This is a genomic window from Bartonella sp. AP57NXGY (assembly GCF_042195805.1).
Taxonomy (GTDB): Bacteria; Pseudomonadota; Alphaproteobacteria; order Rhizobiales; family Rhizobiaceae; genus Bartonella.
In genome coordinates, this window is record NZ_JBHIOZ010000005.1 from 3,210 (window position 1) to 17,971 (window position 14,762).

The 14,762-nt window shown below is 37.1% G+C and carries 15 protein-coding genes; 7 read left to right on the plus strand and 8 right to left on the minus strand.

Annotation, left to right across the window (positions count from 1 at the left end):
* On the minus strand, positions 1-263 hold a 263-nt coding region (locus tag ACFIL8_RS01465), incomplete at its 3' end, for a hypothetical protein (RefSeq protein WP_375688781.1).
* Positions 264-835: 572 nt separating this feature from the next.
* On the opposite strand from ACFIL8_RS01465, the gene ACFIL8_RS01470 reads away from it, so the two are divergent.
* On the plus strand, positions 836-2,125 hold the full coding sequence (locus ACFIL8_RS01470) for an MFS transporter (RefSeq protein WP_375620745.1): 1,290 nt from the start codon (positions 836-838) through the stop codon (positions 2,123-2,125).
* Here ACFIL8_RS01470 and ACFIL8_RS01475 read toward each other — a convergent pair.
* From ACFIL8_RS01475 to ACFIL8_RS01485, 3 genes are read right to left on the minus strand one after another with little or no spacing between them, the layout of a single operon-like run.
* Positions 2,122-2,388 carry a hypothetical protein gene (locus tag ACFIL8_RS01475; protein WP_375611246.1) on the minus strand — a complete coding sequence of 89 codons (267 nt, stop codon included), beginning with the start codon at positions 2,386-2,388 and terminating at the stop codon, positions 2,122-2,124. The genes ACFIL8_RS01470 and ACFIL8_RS01475 overlap by 4 nt on opposite strands.
* Complete coding sequence (locus ACFIL8_RS01480; RefSeq protein WP_375611245.1) at positions 2,375-2,554, minus strand: hypothetical protein; 180 nt, start codon at positions 2,552-2,554, stop codon at positions 2,375-2,377. Before ACFIL8_RS01480 ends, ACFIL8_RS01475 begins: the two co-directional genes overlap by 14 nt.
* Complete coding sequence (locus ACFIL8_RS01485) at positions 2,554-3,000, minus strand: DNA polymerase III subunit chi (RefSeq protein WP_375612923.1); 447 nt, start codon at positions 2,998-3,000, stop codon at positions 2,554-2,556. The genes ACFIL8_RS01480 and ACFIL8_RS01485 overlap by 1 nt, the downstream gene beginning before the upstream one ends.
* A 407-nt stretch (positions 3,001-3,407) precedes the next feature.
* Here ACFIL8_RS01485 and lptF point away from each other — a divergent pair, with 407 nt between their 5' ends.
* The 6 genes from lptF to rsmA all read left to right on the plus strand — a co-directional run bounded on the left by lptF (position 3,408) and on the right by rsmA (position 10,947).
* Positions 3,408-4,598, plus strand: coding sequence for an LPS export ABC transporter permease LptF (gene lptF / locus ACFIL8_RS01490; RefSeq protein WP_375620742.1), 1,191 nt, complete (start codon positions 3,408-3,410; stop codon positions 4,596-4,598).
* Positions 4,595-5,686, plus strand: coding sequence for an LPS export ABC transporter permease LptG (lptG, locus tag ACFIL8_RS01495; RefSeq protein WP_375688783.1), 1,092 nt, complete (start codon positions 4,595-4,597; stop codon positions 5,684-5,686). The genes lptF and lptG overlap by 4 nt, the downstream gene beginning before the upstream one ends.
* Entirely contained in the window at positions 5,687-8,047 is a 2,361-nt protein-coding gene (locus ACFIL8_RS01500) for an LPS-assembly protein LptD (RefSeq protein WP_375688785.1), read from the plus strand.
* Between the two features lie 109 nt (positions 8,048-8,156).
* Complete coding sequence (locus tag ACFIL8_RS01505) at positions 8,157-9,113, plus strand: SurA N-terminal domain-containing protein (protein ID WP_375620739.1); 957 nt, start codon at positions 8,157-8,159, stop codon at positions 9,111-9,113.
* On the plus strand, positions 9,113-10,126 hold the full coding sequence (pdxA, locus tag ACFIL8_RS01510) for a 4-hydroxythreonine-4-phosphate dehydrogenase PdxA (RefSeq protein ID WP_375681181.1): 1,014 nt from the start codon (positions 9,113-9,115) through the stop codon (positions 10,124-10,126). The genes ACFIL8_RS01505 and pdxA overlap by 1 nt, the downstream gene beginning before the upstream one ends.
* Positions 10,117-10,947, plus strand: a complete 831-nt coding sequence (rsmA, locus tag ACFIL8_RS01515) for a 16S rRNA (adenine(1518)-N(6)/adenine(1519)-N(6))-dimethyltransferase RsmA (protein WP_375611238.1) — start codon at positions 10,117-10,119, stop codon at positions 10,945-10,947. Before pdxA ends, rsmA begins: the two co-directional genes overlap by 10 nt.
* A 29-nt stretch (positions 10,948-10,976) precedes the next feature.
* Here rsmA and gmk read toward each other — a convergent pair whose 3' ends face one another.
* The 4 genes from gmk to ACFIL8_RS01535 form a co-directional block, all read right to left on the minus strand.
* On the minus strand, positions 10,977-11,654 hold the full coding sequence (gene gmk, locus ACFIL8_RS01520) for a guanylate kinase (RefSeq protein WP_375629245.1): 678 nt from the start codon (positions 11,652-11,654) through the stop codon (positions 10,977-10,979).
* Between the two features lie 299 nt (positions 11,655-11,953).
* Positions 11,954-13,063, minus strand: coding sequence for an endolytic transglycosylase MltG (gene mltG, locus ACFIL8_RS01525; protein ID WP_375674687.1), 1,110 nt, complete (start codon positions 13,061-13,063; stop codon positions 11,954-11,956).
* Positions 13,064-13,159: 96 nt separating this feature from the next.
* On the minus strand, positions 13,160-14,422 hold the full coding sequence (gene fabF / locus ACFIL8_RS01530; protein WP_375637388.1) for a beta-ketoacyl-ACP synthase II: 1,263 nt from the start codon (positions 14,420-14,422) through the stop codon (positions 13,160-13,162).
* Positions 14,423-14,523: 101 nt separating this feature from the next.
* Positions 14,524-14,760 (minus strand): acyl carrier protein, encoded by a 237-nt coding sequence (locus tag ACFIL8_RS01535; RefSeq protein WP_004860281.1) that lies wholly within the window; start codon positions 14,758-14,760, stop codon positions 14,524-14,526.
* Positions 14,761-14,762 lie beyond the last annotated feature (2 nt).

The following is a 14,762-nucleotide window of genomic DNA, read 5'->3' on the forward strand; positions in this document are numbered from 1 at the left end:
TTTTCTAATCTCTTCCTTTCCTCTTCTAAAAGATCACTTCCTTCTACTGTCTGTTTATTCTCTATCTTTTTTGATCCCACCTTTTTTTCTTTTAGTCCCCTCACTTCCGATAACAACTTTCTTGTCTCTTCTAGGTGTTCACTTATACTTACTGGTGTTAATAACTTTTCTCTTGGTGTAGCTACTCCATCTGCACTCGCAATCTTGACAAAAAAACCACTGGCCATTACCGCACAAAAACTTAATTTCAATTTGCGTTGCATTATTTACACTCCATAATTTTAAATTTAAATTCTCCCATTTAGAAAAAAGTGCATAGACCAAAACAACACAACGTAATTGCTCAACCTCATGTCTTTTAAGATAGCAAAGCATTCGATGGATTAAGCTCTGACAGATCAAATATACATCATGTGTTTTAAAATGCGCACACAACTAAAAGATTTAATTTACTTTAGATACACTTTAAAAGTGTTATAATTGCATCCATGAAAAATATTTTTAATATTTTGAGACACTAAACACTGATCTACGAATAAGATTGATCCCTTAATAGATAAAAATGGCATTAAACTTTAAAGGACACAGCAATGTGAATGAGAGCTGCGTTTATAGCCACCTATTGCCATCTTCTACAGCATTTAAAGTAGTGTCTTTATCTTATTCAATTTGGATAATATATAGAGCACTTATTCATACTCATCAGCCCATAATCATTGTTCTAATATATAACGAAGTGTCATAATATTGACTCGACACTGATTTGAAATTTCTATAGTTATAGTCAGTTAACTCGTCATTTGATTTGTCATATACTGAAAGGGACATTCTATTCATGTCTATAAACTCAGAAATGAAAGCTACAAGCAACAGAAACTCCCCTCGTCGGATTTTATTTGCAAGCCTTATTGGCCCAACAATTGAATTCTTTGATTTTTATGTCTTTGGCACTGCCGCAGCTCTTATATTTCCTCATGTGTTTTTTCCAACACAAAATGATCAAATTGCCATTTTACAATCTTTCCTAATATTTGGAGCAGCCTTTTTTGCCCGCCCTTTTGGATCAGTTGTTTTTGGACATTTTGGAGATAAAATTGGAAGAAAAGCAACACTTATCGCTTCTCTTCTCACAATGGGTCTTTCAACAGTCATTATTGGTTTTCTTCCTACTTATGAAATAGCTGGGTGGTTTGCCCCTTTCCTCTTAACCTTGTGCCGTATTGGACAGGGAATTGGATTAGGAGGAGAATGGGGAGGAGCTGTTTTGCTCGCTACAGAAAATGCCCCTCCAGAAAAGCGCGGCTGGTATGCAATGTTCCCCCAATTAGGCGTTTCAATAGGTTTGTTTTTATCTATTGCTGTTTATTTGGGTCTGCTGCATTTCCTTGATCGTGAAGAACTTTTAGCCTGGGGATGGCGTATTCCTTTTATTGCTTCAGTTGTTTTTATGATTATAGGATTATGGGTCCGTCTTTCAATCAATGAAACTGTTCAATTCAAAAAAACTCTTGAAAGTAAAAAACATGTCAAAGTTCCTATCATAGATGTCTTTTTAAAATGTCCACGAATCCTATTTCTTGGAATATTTTCTGGTATGGCAACTTTTGTTTTGTTTTACTTGGTTACTACATATTTGTTAAGCTATTCAACAAACCATTTGCAATTGCCATTTCATCAAGCTCTTCAAATCGAAATTGTCGGTGCTATTTTTTGTGGGATTTTTACTGTCATCACGGGAAGACTCGCTGACCGTATTAGACGTAGAACTTTGATGATTTGGATTACAATCATCACCGGTATTTATTCTTTCGCAATTCCTTATTTCTTAAATTCTGGAGTTATAGGAGTCCTTGCAATGTCTGTTATCGGTTTGTCTCTCATGGGAATGATATACAGTCCTCTTGGTGCTGTTTTGGCTTCACCATACCCAACAGCAATTCGATATACCGGTTCTTCTATTACTTTCAATTTATCTGCTATTATAGGAGCATCTCTCGCGCCTTATATTGCAGAATATCTGGTGCAACATTTCGATACATCTTATATCGGTTATTATTTGCTTCTTGCTTCTTTTATTTCACTGATTTGCTTCGTCGGATTTACAGATGATGAAATATCCAACTAAAATATAATAACGAAGAATAAAATAAGGACTGGCGGCAAAAATGCTGCCAGTTTCGTTTTTAAAGACAGGGGTTGAGGTATTTTCCACCACAATATTCCTGCAAACAAGGCACTCAAAAAGAAAAATAAAAAATCTGCAATATTGCTTATATAAGAAACAGCAAACATTTCTGATAAGATATGCGTTGTCCCCAACCATGAAACGCAAAAGAAGGCCAACATCACAGCCCATAAAACAAGCAAAATTCGATCAATAATTATCATTATGGCGTTTCGTTTTTTTAATTATAGTCCATATATTTAACATGCCTAAAAGAAAAATCACAATAAAAACCCAACGCCCTCCCCCTGAGCCTTCCGTAATAAAAAGTGCAGGATTTACTATTCCCAGTAATCCTATAAAAATCAGAACAATAGATACAAGACGCATTAAACCTGTTTTTCCCAGCGACGATCTTCAGTCTGTTGCCAATACGTTAAATTATGATTTTCCATTTTATATTTTTTCCACTGTGCACGAACGAGATTCAACTGCTCTTCACTTCTACCATCAAATATCACGACAAGCCGTTGATAAGCATCAATATCCGAACAAACAGCTCCCTCTATGAGAAAACGAATCTTTGAATCATTCGGATTTTCTTGTCCTGTCGTAAGAAATACAGGCTGAAAGTTTGGATATTGATCACACTCCGTTCCATGTCCAATAAATGATTCATCAGTATAAACCCATAAATGTATATCTATAGAATCGCGTTGTTCTTTACTCACACACTGTATTGTTACTTTACCAAAACGAGCCAATGCACGCTCCACAAGCGTCGGCAAAATATCCTTCAGCGTTGACTGCGTCAAATGATAGAATAAAATATCCAATCTCTTAAGCCTTCATCATTCTTTATAAAAAAGCTAACATCTTTTTAAAAAAACTTCTATATCCCTAATACAAAGGAAACGGTTCAAGATATAAACCCTCTTTTTTGATTGAGATGCATTATCTTTTTGCACGTGTCTTTAAAAGACAAAAATTTTTATCTTCAACGTTAATAAAAAAGTTTTTTAAGTTATTTTCTAGATTCTTCTAGATTCTTTGTAGACTATAGTTGAAAATAAAATATAATGTACGGAAAATTTAAAGAGGACCTCATAGGCAATTTTATATTATTTATTTGGTAAAAATATCCAATTCATGAAAGGATATTTTTACAAACTTTATTACATTTTAACCGAAAGCAGTAAGAATATTTGCTATCGAATTAAAAACTGAGGATTTTCCCCAATTTATGCGTATTATTGAGTTCTACATCCTGAAACGTGTCCTTGTTTTGTTTAGTTCTGTCATGATTGCAGCAGTGGGCGTTAGTTGGACTATACAAATTCTTGCACGGATAAACTTTCTCACAACAAGTAAACAAACACTCCTCACAGTCTTACAATTTTCACTCTCATTGGTTCCTTCTGTTATTTTTGTTGTCATTCCGTTTGCATTAGTTATCGCAATTACAACCATCCTCTCAGCAATGCATCAAGACTCAGAACTTGCTGTCATCAATGCCTCTGGTTTTCCTAAAAGTACTGTTTGGAAACCTATCCTTCTTCTTGCTATTGTTGCATCCTGTATCTCCTTTTCTATAGCTAATTTTGTTGTTCCTCAAGCGCGTCTTCATATGCGACAAATGCTAGCAAGCGCTCATTTTGATCTTATTAATCTATTCATTAGTGAAGGGAGCTTCCAAAAACTCGCCAATAACCTTTACATAGAAATTGGCGAACGAAATCCAAATGGAACACTTGAACGCCTTTTCATTGCCGACCAGCGTGATCCTAAGACTGATCTTTTTTATTATGCAACAGACGCATCCATTGTGAGCAATAAAAACGGCAGTTTTCTGGTTCTCAATAACGGTGAAATAGAAAGAGTCAATCATCAAAATAACAGTGTTTCAATCGTGCAATTTAGCTCATATACTTTTAGCCTAGGAGAGTTTATCCCCAGTGATAAAACACCTACTCTTTATCCAAAAGATCGGTCTCTTTCTTATTTACAAAACCCTGACCCAAAAGATCCCTACTATCAACGAAAACCACTCCAATATAAAGCTGAATTTCACCGCAGATTAACACAATGGCTCTACCCTATTGTTTTTTCACTTATTGCATTAGCAGCCGCAGGGGATGTACGCTCCCATCGACAAGCTCGTCATTCCGCAAATCTCTCGGCAATTGCCCTCTCTTTTCTGGTGTATTGGATAGGATATTTTTTCGCAGAAAAAGCAAAAAGCGATCTTGCATACGTTCCTCTCCTTTATATTATACCTATAGGAACAAGTGCATTTGTCTTTTTTATGCTTTTAACGAATCATAAAATTGGGCTTCCCACAAAAGTTAATGAGATACTTCAAATCGCTTTTCAAAAAATAATGAACAAATTTGAACATCGAAAATCTCAAGATTCCTCGGATGAAATATCATGATTGGGTGGACACTTGGACGATATTTTTTTATACGGTATCTTAAAATAACTTGTTATTTCTGGGGAAGCATTTTTGTTCTTGCTCTTTTAATCGATTTCACAGAGAATTCTGGTAGGCTATCTTCCCTTCCGCATTATACAGCAAAAGATGCATTTTTCCTCTCTGCTTTACGCATCCCTTTTATCATGCAACAACTTATCCCTTTCATTGCACTCTTTTCTGCAATGGCAACGCTTATCTCGCTCAACAAAAAACTTGAACTTGTAGTGACTCGTTCAATCGGTGTTTCTGCATGGCAATTTCTTATGCCAGCTTGTTTTGGAGCTTTTCTTTTGGGATTATTTTCAATTCTTCTCATTAATCCACTTGCTGCATGGGGATTTTCTCAAGCAGAAAAAAAGATGACTGAATGGCGCAATCACAATGTACTAACACCTCTTCACAATACAAGTATCCACTGGTTAACACAACGTACAAATTTAGGCAGAACAACCATTGGTGCTAAATCTATCACCGATCAAGGACTTTCTCTTCTCGATGCAACCTTTGTACAATACAATGACAATGCAACCGTTAAAAATTGGATTAACGTCCCAAAAGCAACCTTGACTAATGGATTCTGGCTATTAACAAATGGAACAATCTATAAAATAGGGCATCCTCCTGAAAAATTTACCGTGTTGCAAATAAAAACCAATCTAAAACCTGAATTTTTAACGGAACGTTTAGTGAATCCCGCAACTATTCCATTTTACCAATTGCCAAAAAAAATTATGATTGCACGTTCATTTGGCTATTCTGCTAATAATTTTGATATGTATTTCCAATCTCTGATTGCATTACCGGCATTGCTTGTGGCAATGACCCTCATTGCAGCAACTGTATCTTTAAATTTTACACGTTTTGGGCAATCTAGAATGTTGATTCTTGGTGGCGTAATAGCTGGGTTTATACTTTATGTTATTTCCGTACTTGTTCAAGCTTTTGGTAATGCTGGATATATTCCACCAATTATTGCAGCTTGGACACCCGTTGTTATTGCGTTATTCTTAGGAATCTCTTTTTTACTTCATAAAGAGGATGGCTAAGTGAAAGCATTAACACTTAAAAAAACTATTTTAACAAAATTAAGTGCTCTCGCTTTTAAAAGTGTTGTGGGGGTTATTTTAGGAGGTGCTTTATCTTATTGTGCGCACGCTCAAAGCCTTCAATCTCCTTCTCAAAGTCGCATTCAAAATCCGGAACCTCCTCTTTTGCTCTCTGCGGATGAACTCATCTACAATCGTGATGAAAACACTGTTTCTGCACACGGTAATGTCCAAATCGAATATGATGGCAATAAAGTTGTCGCTCAAAAAATTATTTACAATCAAAAAACAGGACGGCTTATAGCACAAGGGAACGTTGAAATTACTCAAAAGGATGGTAATAAAATTTATTCCAACCAAATTGATATGACCAAAGATCTTGGCGAGGGTTTTGTAAACGCCCTACGTATTGATACAGCCAACAATGTTCACTTTTCAGCCCAAAATGCTACACGCAAACACAATCACATAACAGTCTTTGAAAATGCAACCTATACAGCCTGTGAACCTTGCTCTTATAAACCAGATCGAGATGTCCTATGGAAAATTAAAGCAAGAAAGATCATATGGAATAATAGCGTCAAAAAAATTCGGTTTGAAAATAGCAGTTTTGAAGTTTTTGGTGTACCGATTATAAAATTTCCAAATTTTGAGATCTATGATCCAACTGTCAGGCGTGCTAGCGGTCTGCTTACTCCTCATTTTTTTTATACTGATTATCTCGGTATGGGGATAAAGAATTCTTATTTCTGGAATCTCGCCCCCCATTATGATTTTACCCTTTCTTCTACGGTTTATACCCAACAAGGGCTTTTAACCGAAGGGGAATGGCGTCAGCGTTTAAAAACGGGCCGTTATAACATTCGCTTTGCTCATATATATCAAATGAAACCGCATAGATTTGATAATGATACGATTGATGCCCAACATAAAAACCGTTATATGCTGGCGACAAAGGGGGATTTTCGTATTAACTCACACTGGACTTATGGATGGGATATTCTTGCACAATCGGATCGGTATTTTAGTCGTGCCTATAAACTTGAAAACTATAACAATCCTACACAACTTTCTCAGATCTATTTGAATGGTCTTGCAGGAAAAAATTATTTTGATATGCGTTTTTATCATTTTAAAGTTCAAGATTCAATACTGAATGATCCTCATTATGAACGTCACTCTCGACAAGCGTGGGTCTTACCACGCATCGATTATTTTTTCACACCAGATGAACCCATTTATAATGGAGAGCTTACCTTCCATAGTAATATGCAATCAGTTTATCGTCGCCATGCTGACTTCAGTTCACCCGACCAGAACGGAAACCCTCTCAACACAGTAAAACTTTCTGGTATGGCTGGAAATAGTTTGCGTTTAACAAACGAGCTTCAGTGGAAAAAGCGCTTCAACACGCACAACGGACTCATCTTAACCCCTCTTCTCTCTCTACGAGCTGATATCATTACAACCAATGCAAGCGAAAATCACACAGATTCTATAGAAAACAATGCCTTATCCGCAATTCATGGTTCAGCAATTCGTGGCATGGCAACAGCAGGGTTGGAACTACGTTATCCCTTCCTCATTACAGCTGATCATTCTACACATATTATAGAACCAACTGCACAAATTTTTATACGCAATAATGAACAATCTATTGGACAAATTCCTAATGAAGATGCTCAAAGCTTTGTCTTTGATGCAACCACTCTCTTTCAACGAGACAAATTTTCTGGTTATGATCGTGTAGAAGGTGGTACAAGAGCCAATATAGGTATAAGATATTCTGGAAGCCTTAATGATAATTGGTCTCTTTATGGTCTCATTGGACAATCCTTCCATCTAGCAGGAAAGAATTCTTTTGCAGAAAAGGACTTTATCAATGTCGGTACTCATTCTAGCTTAGAGGCAAAACGTTCAGACTATGTTGCAATGTTTGGTACAACCCATAAAAGTGGTTTTTCCTTAGAAACGCGTGGACGCTTTGACAAAAAAACAGGAAAAATCCGCCGTAGTGAAATCGAAGCATCACAAAAATGGCAAAATTTTTGGGTGGCTCTACAATATGCCTATATCGCAAAGCAACCAGACTATGAATATTCTCAAGAGCGCCAAGAAATTTCTTTTCAAACAGGACTTAAATTAGCAGATTATTGGTCCATTAATAGCAACGCCGGTTATGATTTAGTATCTGGTACATTTATAAAGCGAGGAATTAGCTTGAGTTATATGGATGAATGTTTCGGGTTAACATTCGGTTATCAACAGGTAACGAATCCAGGCAGGAAAGCACCCTTGCAAAACTTTAATTTCTCTCTTTCATTGCGTACGATTGCAGATATCGGAAAAAAGATAGATTAATTTATAAAGGGAATGTATCAGTCATTTAACTTATCATTGTTTTTATGAAAGAAAGCGTGTATTTTAAGTTGTTGATGAGAATTAATAAACAATGCGAAAGCCTATTTACATGAATAAATTGAAAAAGCGTTTTCTTGCTTTATTTTATATTGCATCTTTGAGCGTAAGTAGCCTGCTAATAAATGGATTTTTGATTCCGACAGTCTTTGCGCAGACTTCTATTGTTGTTACAGTTAATGGCAACCCCATCACAAATTATGATATACAAAGACGCCTTGCTTTTCTCAGGCTACAACAAAAGCAAGGCAATTTGGTGGCACAGGCTAAAAAAGAGCTTATTGATGAAAAGCTAAAAAATATTGAAATAAAACGTCGTAATATTGAAGTAAGCAATGATGAAGTTGATAGAGCTTTTGAGAATTTTGCGACACAAAATAATATGACGATTGATCAGCTCAACCAGATTCTGATCCAAACTGAGATCACAGTGCAACACTTTAAAGATTACATCCGTGGACAAATAGGATGGGGGCGTCTTGTTAGCGCACGCTATCAAGCTGAAACAGGTATGATTAGCGAACAAGAAGCTGTACGCAGAATATTAAAAAATGGTGGTGTAAAACCTTCAACCAACGAATATACATTACAGCGAATTGTTTTTGTCATTCCTGCACATCGTCGTTCAGAGATCTTTGAAAGACGTCAAAGAGAAGCAAGTAATTTTCGCGCACATTTCCGTGGATGTGCCAATGCTCACAATCAAGCAAGAGGTATTTTAGACGTTACTATCCGCCACTTAGGAAAGTTTCTGGAGCCACAACTTCCTAATGCATGGGAACAAGCTATTCTTGAAACGCCTGCTGGAAAAATGACAAAATTACAAGAAACATCTGATGGAATCGAAGCAATTGCTGTCTGCAAAATAAAAAGAGTTTCTGATGATTATGTCGCTCGACTGATATTTTCTCTTCAAGATAGTAAAAAAAGAAGCCCGCAAAAACTTGAAGAATTAAGCGACAAATATTTAGGAGAACTGCGCCGAGTGGCACGCATTCAAAATTCATAATGGCTGCTCTTATTGTTAGCGGTGGTGATCCTGCCGGAATTGGTCCTGAAATAGTACTAAAAGCGTGGAATTTGCGTGTTACGCGCCAAATTCCACCTTTTGTACTTCTTGCTGATCCAGATGTTATTCGTTCGCGCGCTCGTTTTTTACAGATTGATGTTGAGGTGCAATCTGTTTTAATCAATAATCCTGCAAAAAATTTTCAAAGCGCTCTTCCTATCATACCGTTAAAAAACAAACAAAGTGATCAATTAGGTATACCTTCATCGAAAAATACAGCTGGAATTATTGAAGCAATTAAACGCTGTGTTCAATTGATTCAAAATGGCCATGCATGTGCACTTATCACTTGTCCTATTGCAAAAAAGAGTCTTTATGATGCCGGTTTTCAATTTCCAGGTCATACAGAATTTTTAGCCGATTTAGCCCATAAAGCTTTTCATAAATGTTATCATCCAGTTATGATGTTAGCAGGACCTCGATTAAAAACAGTACCAATAACTGTTCATATTCCATTTAAAAATGTTCCTTCACAGCTTACCCGTGATTTAATTATTCAAACGGTACTTATTACTGAATATGACTTAAAAACAAGGTTTAAAATAACATCACCCCGACTAGCTGTTGCTGGTCTTAATCCTCATGCTGGAGAAGGAGGTGCGATGGGAAAAGAAGATATTGAAGTTATCACTCCTGTTATTGAATATCTTAAAAAGAAAGGACTCAATATTGCAGGCCCGCTGCCTGCCGACACAATGTTCCATGAATGCGCAAGAAAAGCATATGACGTTGCCATTTGTATGTATCATGATCAAGCCCTTATCCCTGTTAAGACATTAGACTTTGATAGCACTGTTAATGTCACGTTAGGTCTACCTTTTATTCGCACGTCTCCAGATCACGGAACTGCTTTTGACATTGCTGATAAAGGGATAGCCTCTCCCGAAAGCTTTATTGCTGCTCTTAAACTTGCAAATCAACTTGCAAAAAATAGTTTAAACCCATGCCAATAGATAATCTCCCTCCTCTGCGTGAGGTCATTGATATATATGGATTACAAGCGCATAAATCTTTGGGGCAGAATTTTCTTTTTGATCTTAATTTAACATCTAAAATTGCTCATCAAGCAGGCAATATAGAAGGAAAACCTGTTCTTGAAATTGGTCCTGGTCCTGGAGGTCTCACACGTGCCTTGCTAGCAAAGGGTGCCATTGTAACAGCAATAGAACGCGATGAGCGCTGCATACCGGCTCTCTTAGAAATAGAAAAACACTATCCTAAAAAATTAAAAGTTATTTGTAATGATGCACTGAAGCAAGATTTCTCAAAACTCTTTGAAACAAGCCCTGTAAAACCGCGCATTATTGCAAATCTTCCCTATAATATTGGGACACAACTCTTATTAAATTGGCTTTTGACTGAACCATGGCCTCCTTTTTATGAATCAATGACATTGATGTTTCAACGTGAAGTTGCCAAACGGATTACAGCTAAACCTCAATCTACTCATTATGGACGTCTTAGTGTCTTAACTGGCTGGCGTACCACTGCTAAAATTGCTTTTGATGTCCCCCCTCAAGCCTTCATACCAATACCTAAAGTAACGTCTTCCGTTGTTCATATTATTCCGCGAATACAACCTCTTTCCTGCTCTGCACAAAAACTAAGCCTCGTCACAAAAACCGCCTTTGGGCAAAGACGAAAAATGCTTCGTCAAAATCTCAAAATACTTGGAGGTGAAGAGCTATTAGAAAAAGCTGGAATTGATGGAACGCGCCGTGCTGAAACGCTCTCGATTTCTGAATTTGTAACTTTAGCGCATCTAGTGCTCTAAAAAATGCACTTTGTGTTATAAAACCTTTTTTAATCACAACATTTATCGATTTTTTCAGCAATAAGCCCATCAACAAAAGAGCCAAGATAAGAACAACGCTCACGTTTTACGGTTTCAGCTAAATAAATTGATTTAATAAAAGATAAAGACTGATCTAAATCTTCGTTAATCACAACATAATCATAAGAAAGCCAATGCTTTAACTCCGTTCGTGCATTTTCCAATCGCAAATTGATAGTATCTTGACTATCTTCTGCTCGACGATGTAAACGCGAAACAAGCTCTTTCATTGATGGTGGAAGAATAAAAACAGATACAGTGTCTCCTAGCATCTTTTTTTGCAGCTGCTCGGTACCTTGATAATCAATATCAAATAACATATCTTGGCCAGCATTCAATGCGCTTTCAACAGTTTCACGTAAAGTGCCATAATAATTTCCGTGAACTTCTGCCCACTCAATAAATTCATCCCTATCACGCTTATATTCAAACTCTTCTTTTGAAATAAAGTAATAATGCAGCCCATCTACTTCACTAGGACGCCTTTTCCTTGTAGTCATACTTACGGAAAGCTCTAATTGTCCCTCTTTTAGAAGTAATCGAGAAATTGTTGATTTACCAGCACCTGAAGGCGAAGAGAGAATAAATAAAAAACCGCGGCGTTGATTCATTTTTATAGTACTCAATTTACTTTCAAAGACTGTCATTACATCACTCTACTTTGTTCATAAATGTTTCTCCAAAATTTGAATTATACATTATCTCAACCTCTCTCCTAATCAATGTGTTTTCTTAGCAATTCTCAATGTTATTCTGCTCTTTTTTGAGATAAGGTATTAGCAGTATATTCACTTCTTTCTTAAATATTTTTATCCATACGCCAACCCCACTTGTGACAGACAAGAAAATGATTTTTTATCATTCTCATAAAAAGTTTAAATAGAAAAATTTTACTATATTTGGGATTCTCATTTACGATGCAAAAAGATGTGTTATCACTATAAATTCAATGTTTTGCCTTTAATTCTCGCCACTTGCGAACATTCATATTATGTTCCTCTAAAGTTCGAGAAAAAACATGCCCTCCTGAACCATCAGCAACAAAATAAAGTGCATCACTGCTTGGTGGATGTGCCACCGCTTTTAAAGAATCTCGACCTGGATTTGCAATAGCCGTTGGGGGCAAACCATTAATTTTATAAGTATTATATGGTGTTTCCTTCTCAAGATCTGAACGATAAATTGCACGACCGGATGGTTTTCCTTTTCCTCCGAAGAGACCATAAATTACTGTTGGATCCGATTGAAGACGCATATGCTTTATAAGGCGGTTATAAAATACCGCAGCAACCATTGGTCTTTCTGCTGCAATTCCCGTTTCTTTCTCAACAATTGAGGCTAATATAACAAACTCATCAATTGATTTAATGGGTAAATCAGGTGAACGCGTAGCCCATATAGCATGAATTAATTTTGTCTGTCCTTCACGCAACCTGTTTACAATCTCTTTACGCGTTGTTCCCCGAATAAAACGAACAGTATCCGTCATTAAATAACCTTCTGGAGGCAAAATTTTTGGAAGGTCTCCAATCAAAATTTCATTCGCAGCTAATCGATCGAAAACTTGCTGAACCGTTAAACCTTCAGGTACTGTAAATGTATACTCTATAGATTTTCCTTTCACAAGAATATCCATAATATCCTGCATCGAAGCATGAGCTGGAATTAAATATTCACCAGCCTTCAGATGCGTTGTTTTTTGGTGATAACCAACCCCATAAACAAAAATATCTGATGATCGAATGAAACCACGTTTTTCTAGCAATGAAGCAATTTCACGAATTCCGGTACCAGGATGGATAAGAACAATTTGTTCTTCCTCAATTTTTCCCTTTTCTTCAAAAATACTTTTTCCAATATAAAGAGGAATACTTATGGCAAAAAGAATAATCACAATCAGCATAAGAAAAAAATGACCGAGAATGACCAACGGATTACGGACGATAGATGATTTCTTTCGTTTTTTATGTATTAACATGTCATAACTATCTGCTAAATGATTCGAAGAGGAATCACTTACGTCCTTTAATGATTTTCCATTTTTCACATCGGACATAACCCCTCAATAGCGATTAAGGATAATATTATAATTTCTCATTCACCTTATAATAAAGTAGAAAACTCAAAAGCAAAAATTAAATAAAAATACTTATTATCCCCTAAAACGTCGCATCACCAACGATGCATTTGTCCCACCAAATCCAAAAGAATTAGAAAGAATCGTATCAATCTTTCGTTCACGCGGTTTGTGTGGTACAAGATCGATTTTCGTTTCAATCGATGGATTGTCAAGATTAAGTGTCGCTGGGGCTATATTATCCCGTATAGCTAAAATAGAAAAAATAGCCTCAGCAGCACCGGCTGCACCAAGTAAATGCCCGATAGATGATTTCGTTGATGACATAGAAACTTGTGGTGCATAACTCCCTAAAACACGCTCAACAGCCGCTAGCTCTATGGAATCAGCCATCGTAGATGTACCATGAGCATTAATATAATCAAGTTCACTCACATTCACTTGTGCACGCTTAAGAGCAGCTATCATACTACGCTGAGCCCCTTCACCACTTTCTGAAGGCGCTGTAATGTGGTAAGCGTCACCAGATAAACCATAGCCAATAACCTCAGCATAAATACGCGCTCCTCGTTTTTTGGCATGTTCCAGCTCTTCTAAAACAACAACTGCCGCTCCTTCCCCCATCACAAAACCATCACGATCAGTATCATAAGGACGTGACGCCCGTTCAGGATCATCATTGCGACAAGTGGAAAGAGCTCTACAAGCTGCAAAACCTGCAAGAGATATCCGATTTATCGGAGATTCAGCCCCCCCTGCCACCATGACATCTGCATCACCAAACATAATCAAACGTGCCGCATCACCAATCGCATGCGCCCCTGTTGAACAAGCCGTTACAACAGAATGATTAGGCCCCCGTAAACCATATTGAATAGACACATAACCAGAAGCAAGATTAATCAAACGACCTGGAATAAAAAAAGGAGAAACACGACGTGGGCCCTTATCACGAAGCGTATAACCAGCTTCAACAATACCCTCAACTCCCCCAATTCCCGAACCAATTAACACACCTGTACAAATCTGATCTTCATCACTCTTAGGAAACCATTCGGCATCTGCAAGCGCTTGGTTAGCAGCAGCCATTGCATAAACAATAAATGCATCAACTTTACGTTGCTCTTTAGGTTCCATATACAAATCAGCATTATAAGTCCCCTCTGTTCCATCCCCTAAGGGGATACGCGCAGCAATCTGGCATGGCAAATCTGACACATCAAACTCTGTGATACGTCGGACACCACTTCTTCCTTCAAGAAGTCGTTTCCAACTATATTCAGTATTACCAGCTAATGGAGATACCAACCCTAAACCAGTAACAACAACACGTCTCATAACTTCTAACCTTGAACTAAACTTCACCTCTCAAAGCTCTCTTTTCAAAAGAGCTCCGAAGAATATAGGCAAAAGCAATTCATGCCTTTGCCCTTTAGTAATCACGCTGAAGCTTTATCAATGAACTTGACTGCATCGCCAACTGTGAAAATCGTTTCAGCAGCTTCATCTGGAATTTCTACCCCAAACTCTTCTTCAAAAGCCATAACGAGTTCAACCGTATCAAGGCTATCAGCCCCTAGATCATCGATAAAGCTTGCATTTTCTACAACTTTATCAGCATTAACCCCAAGATGTTCCACGATAATTTTCTTAACGCGCTCTACTGTATCACTCATGT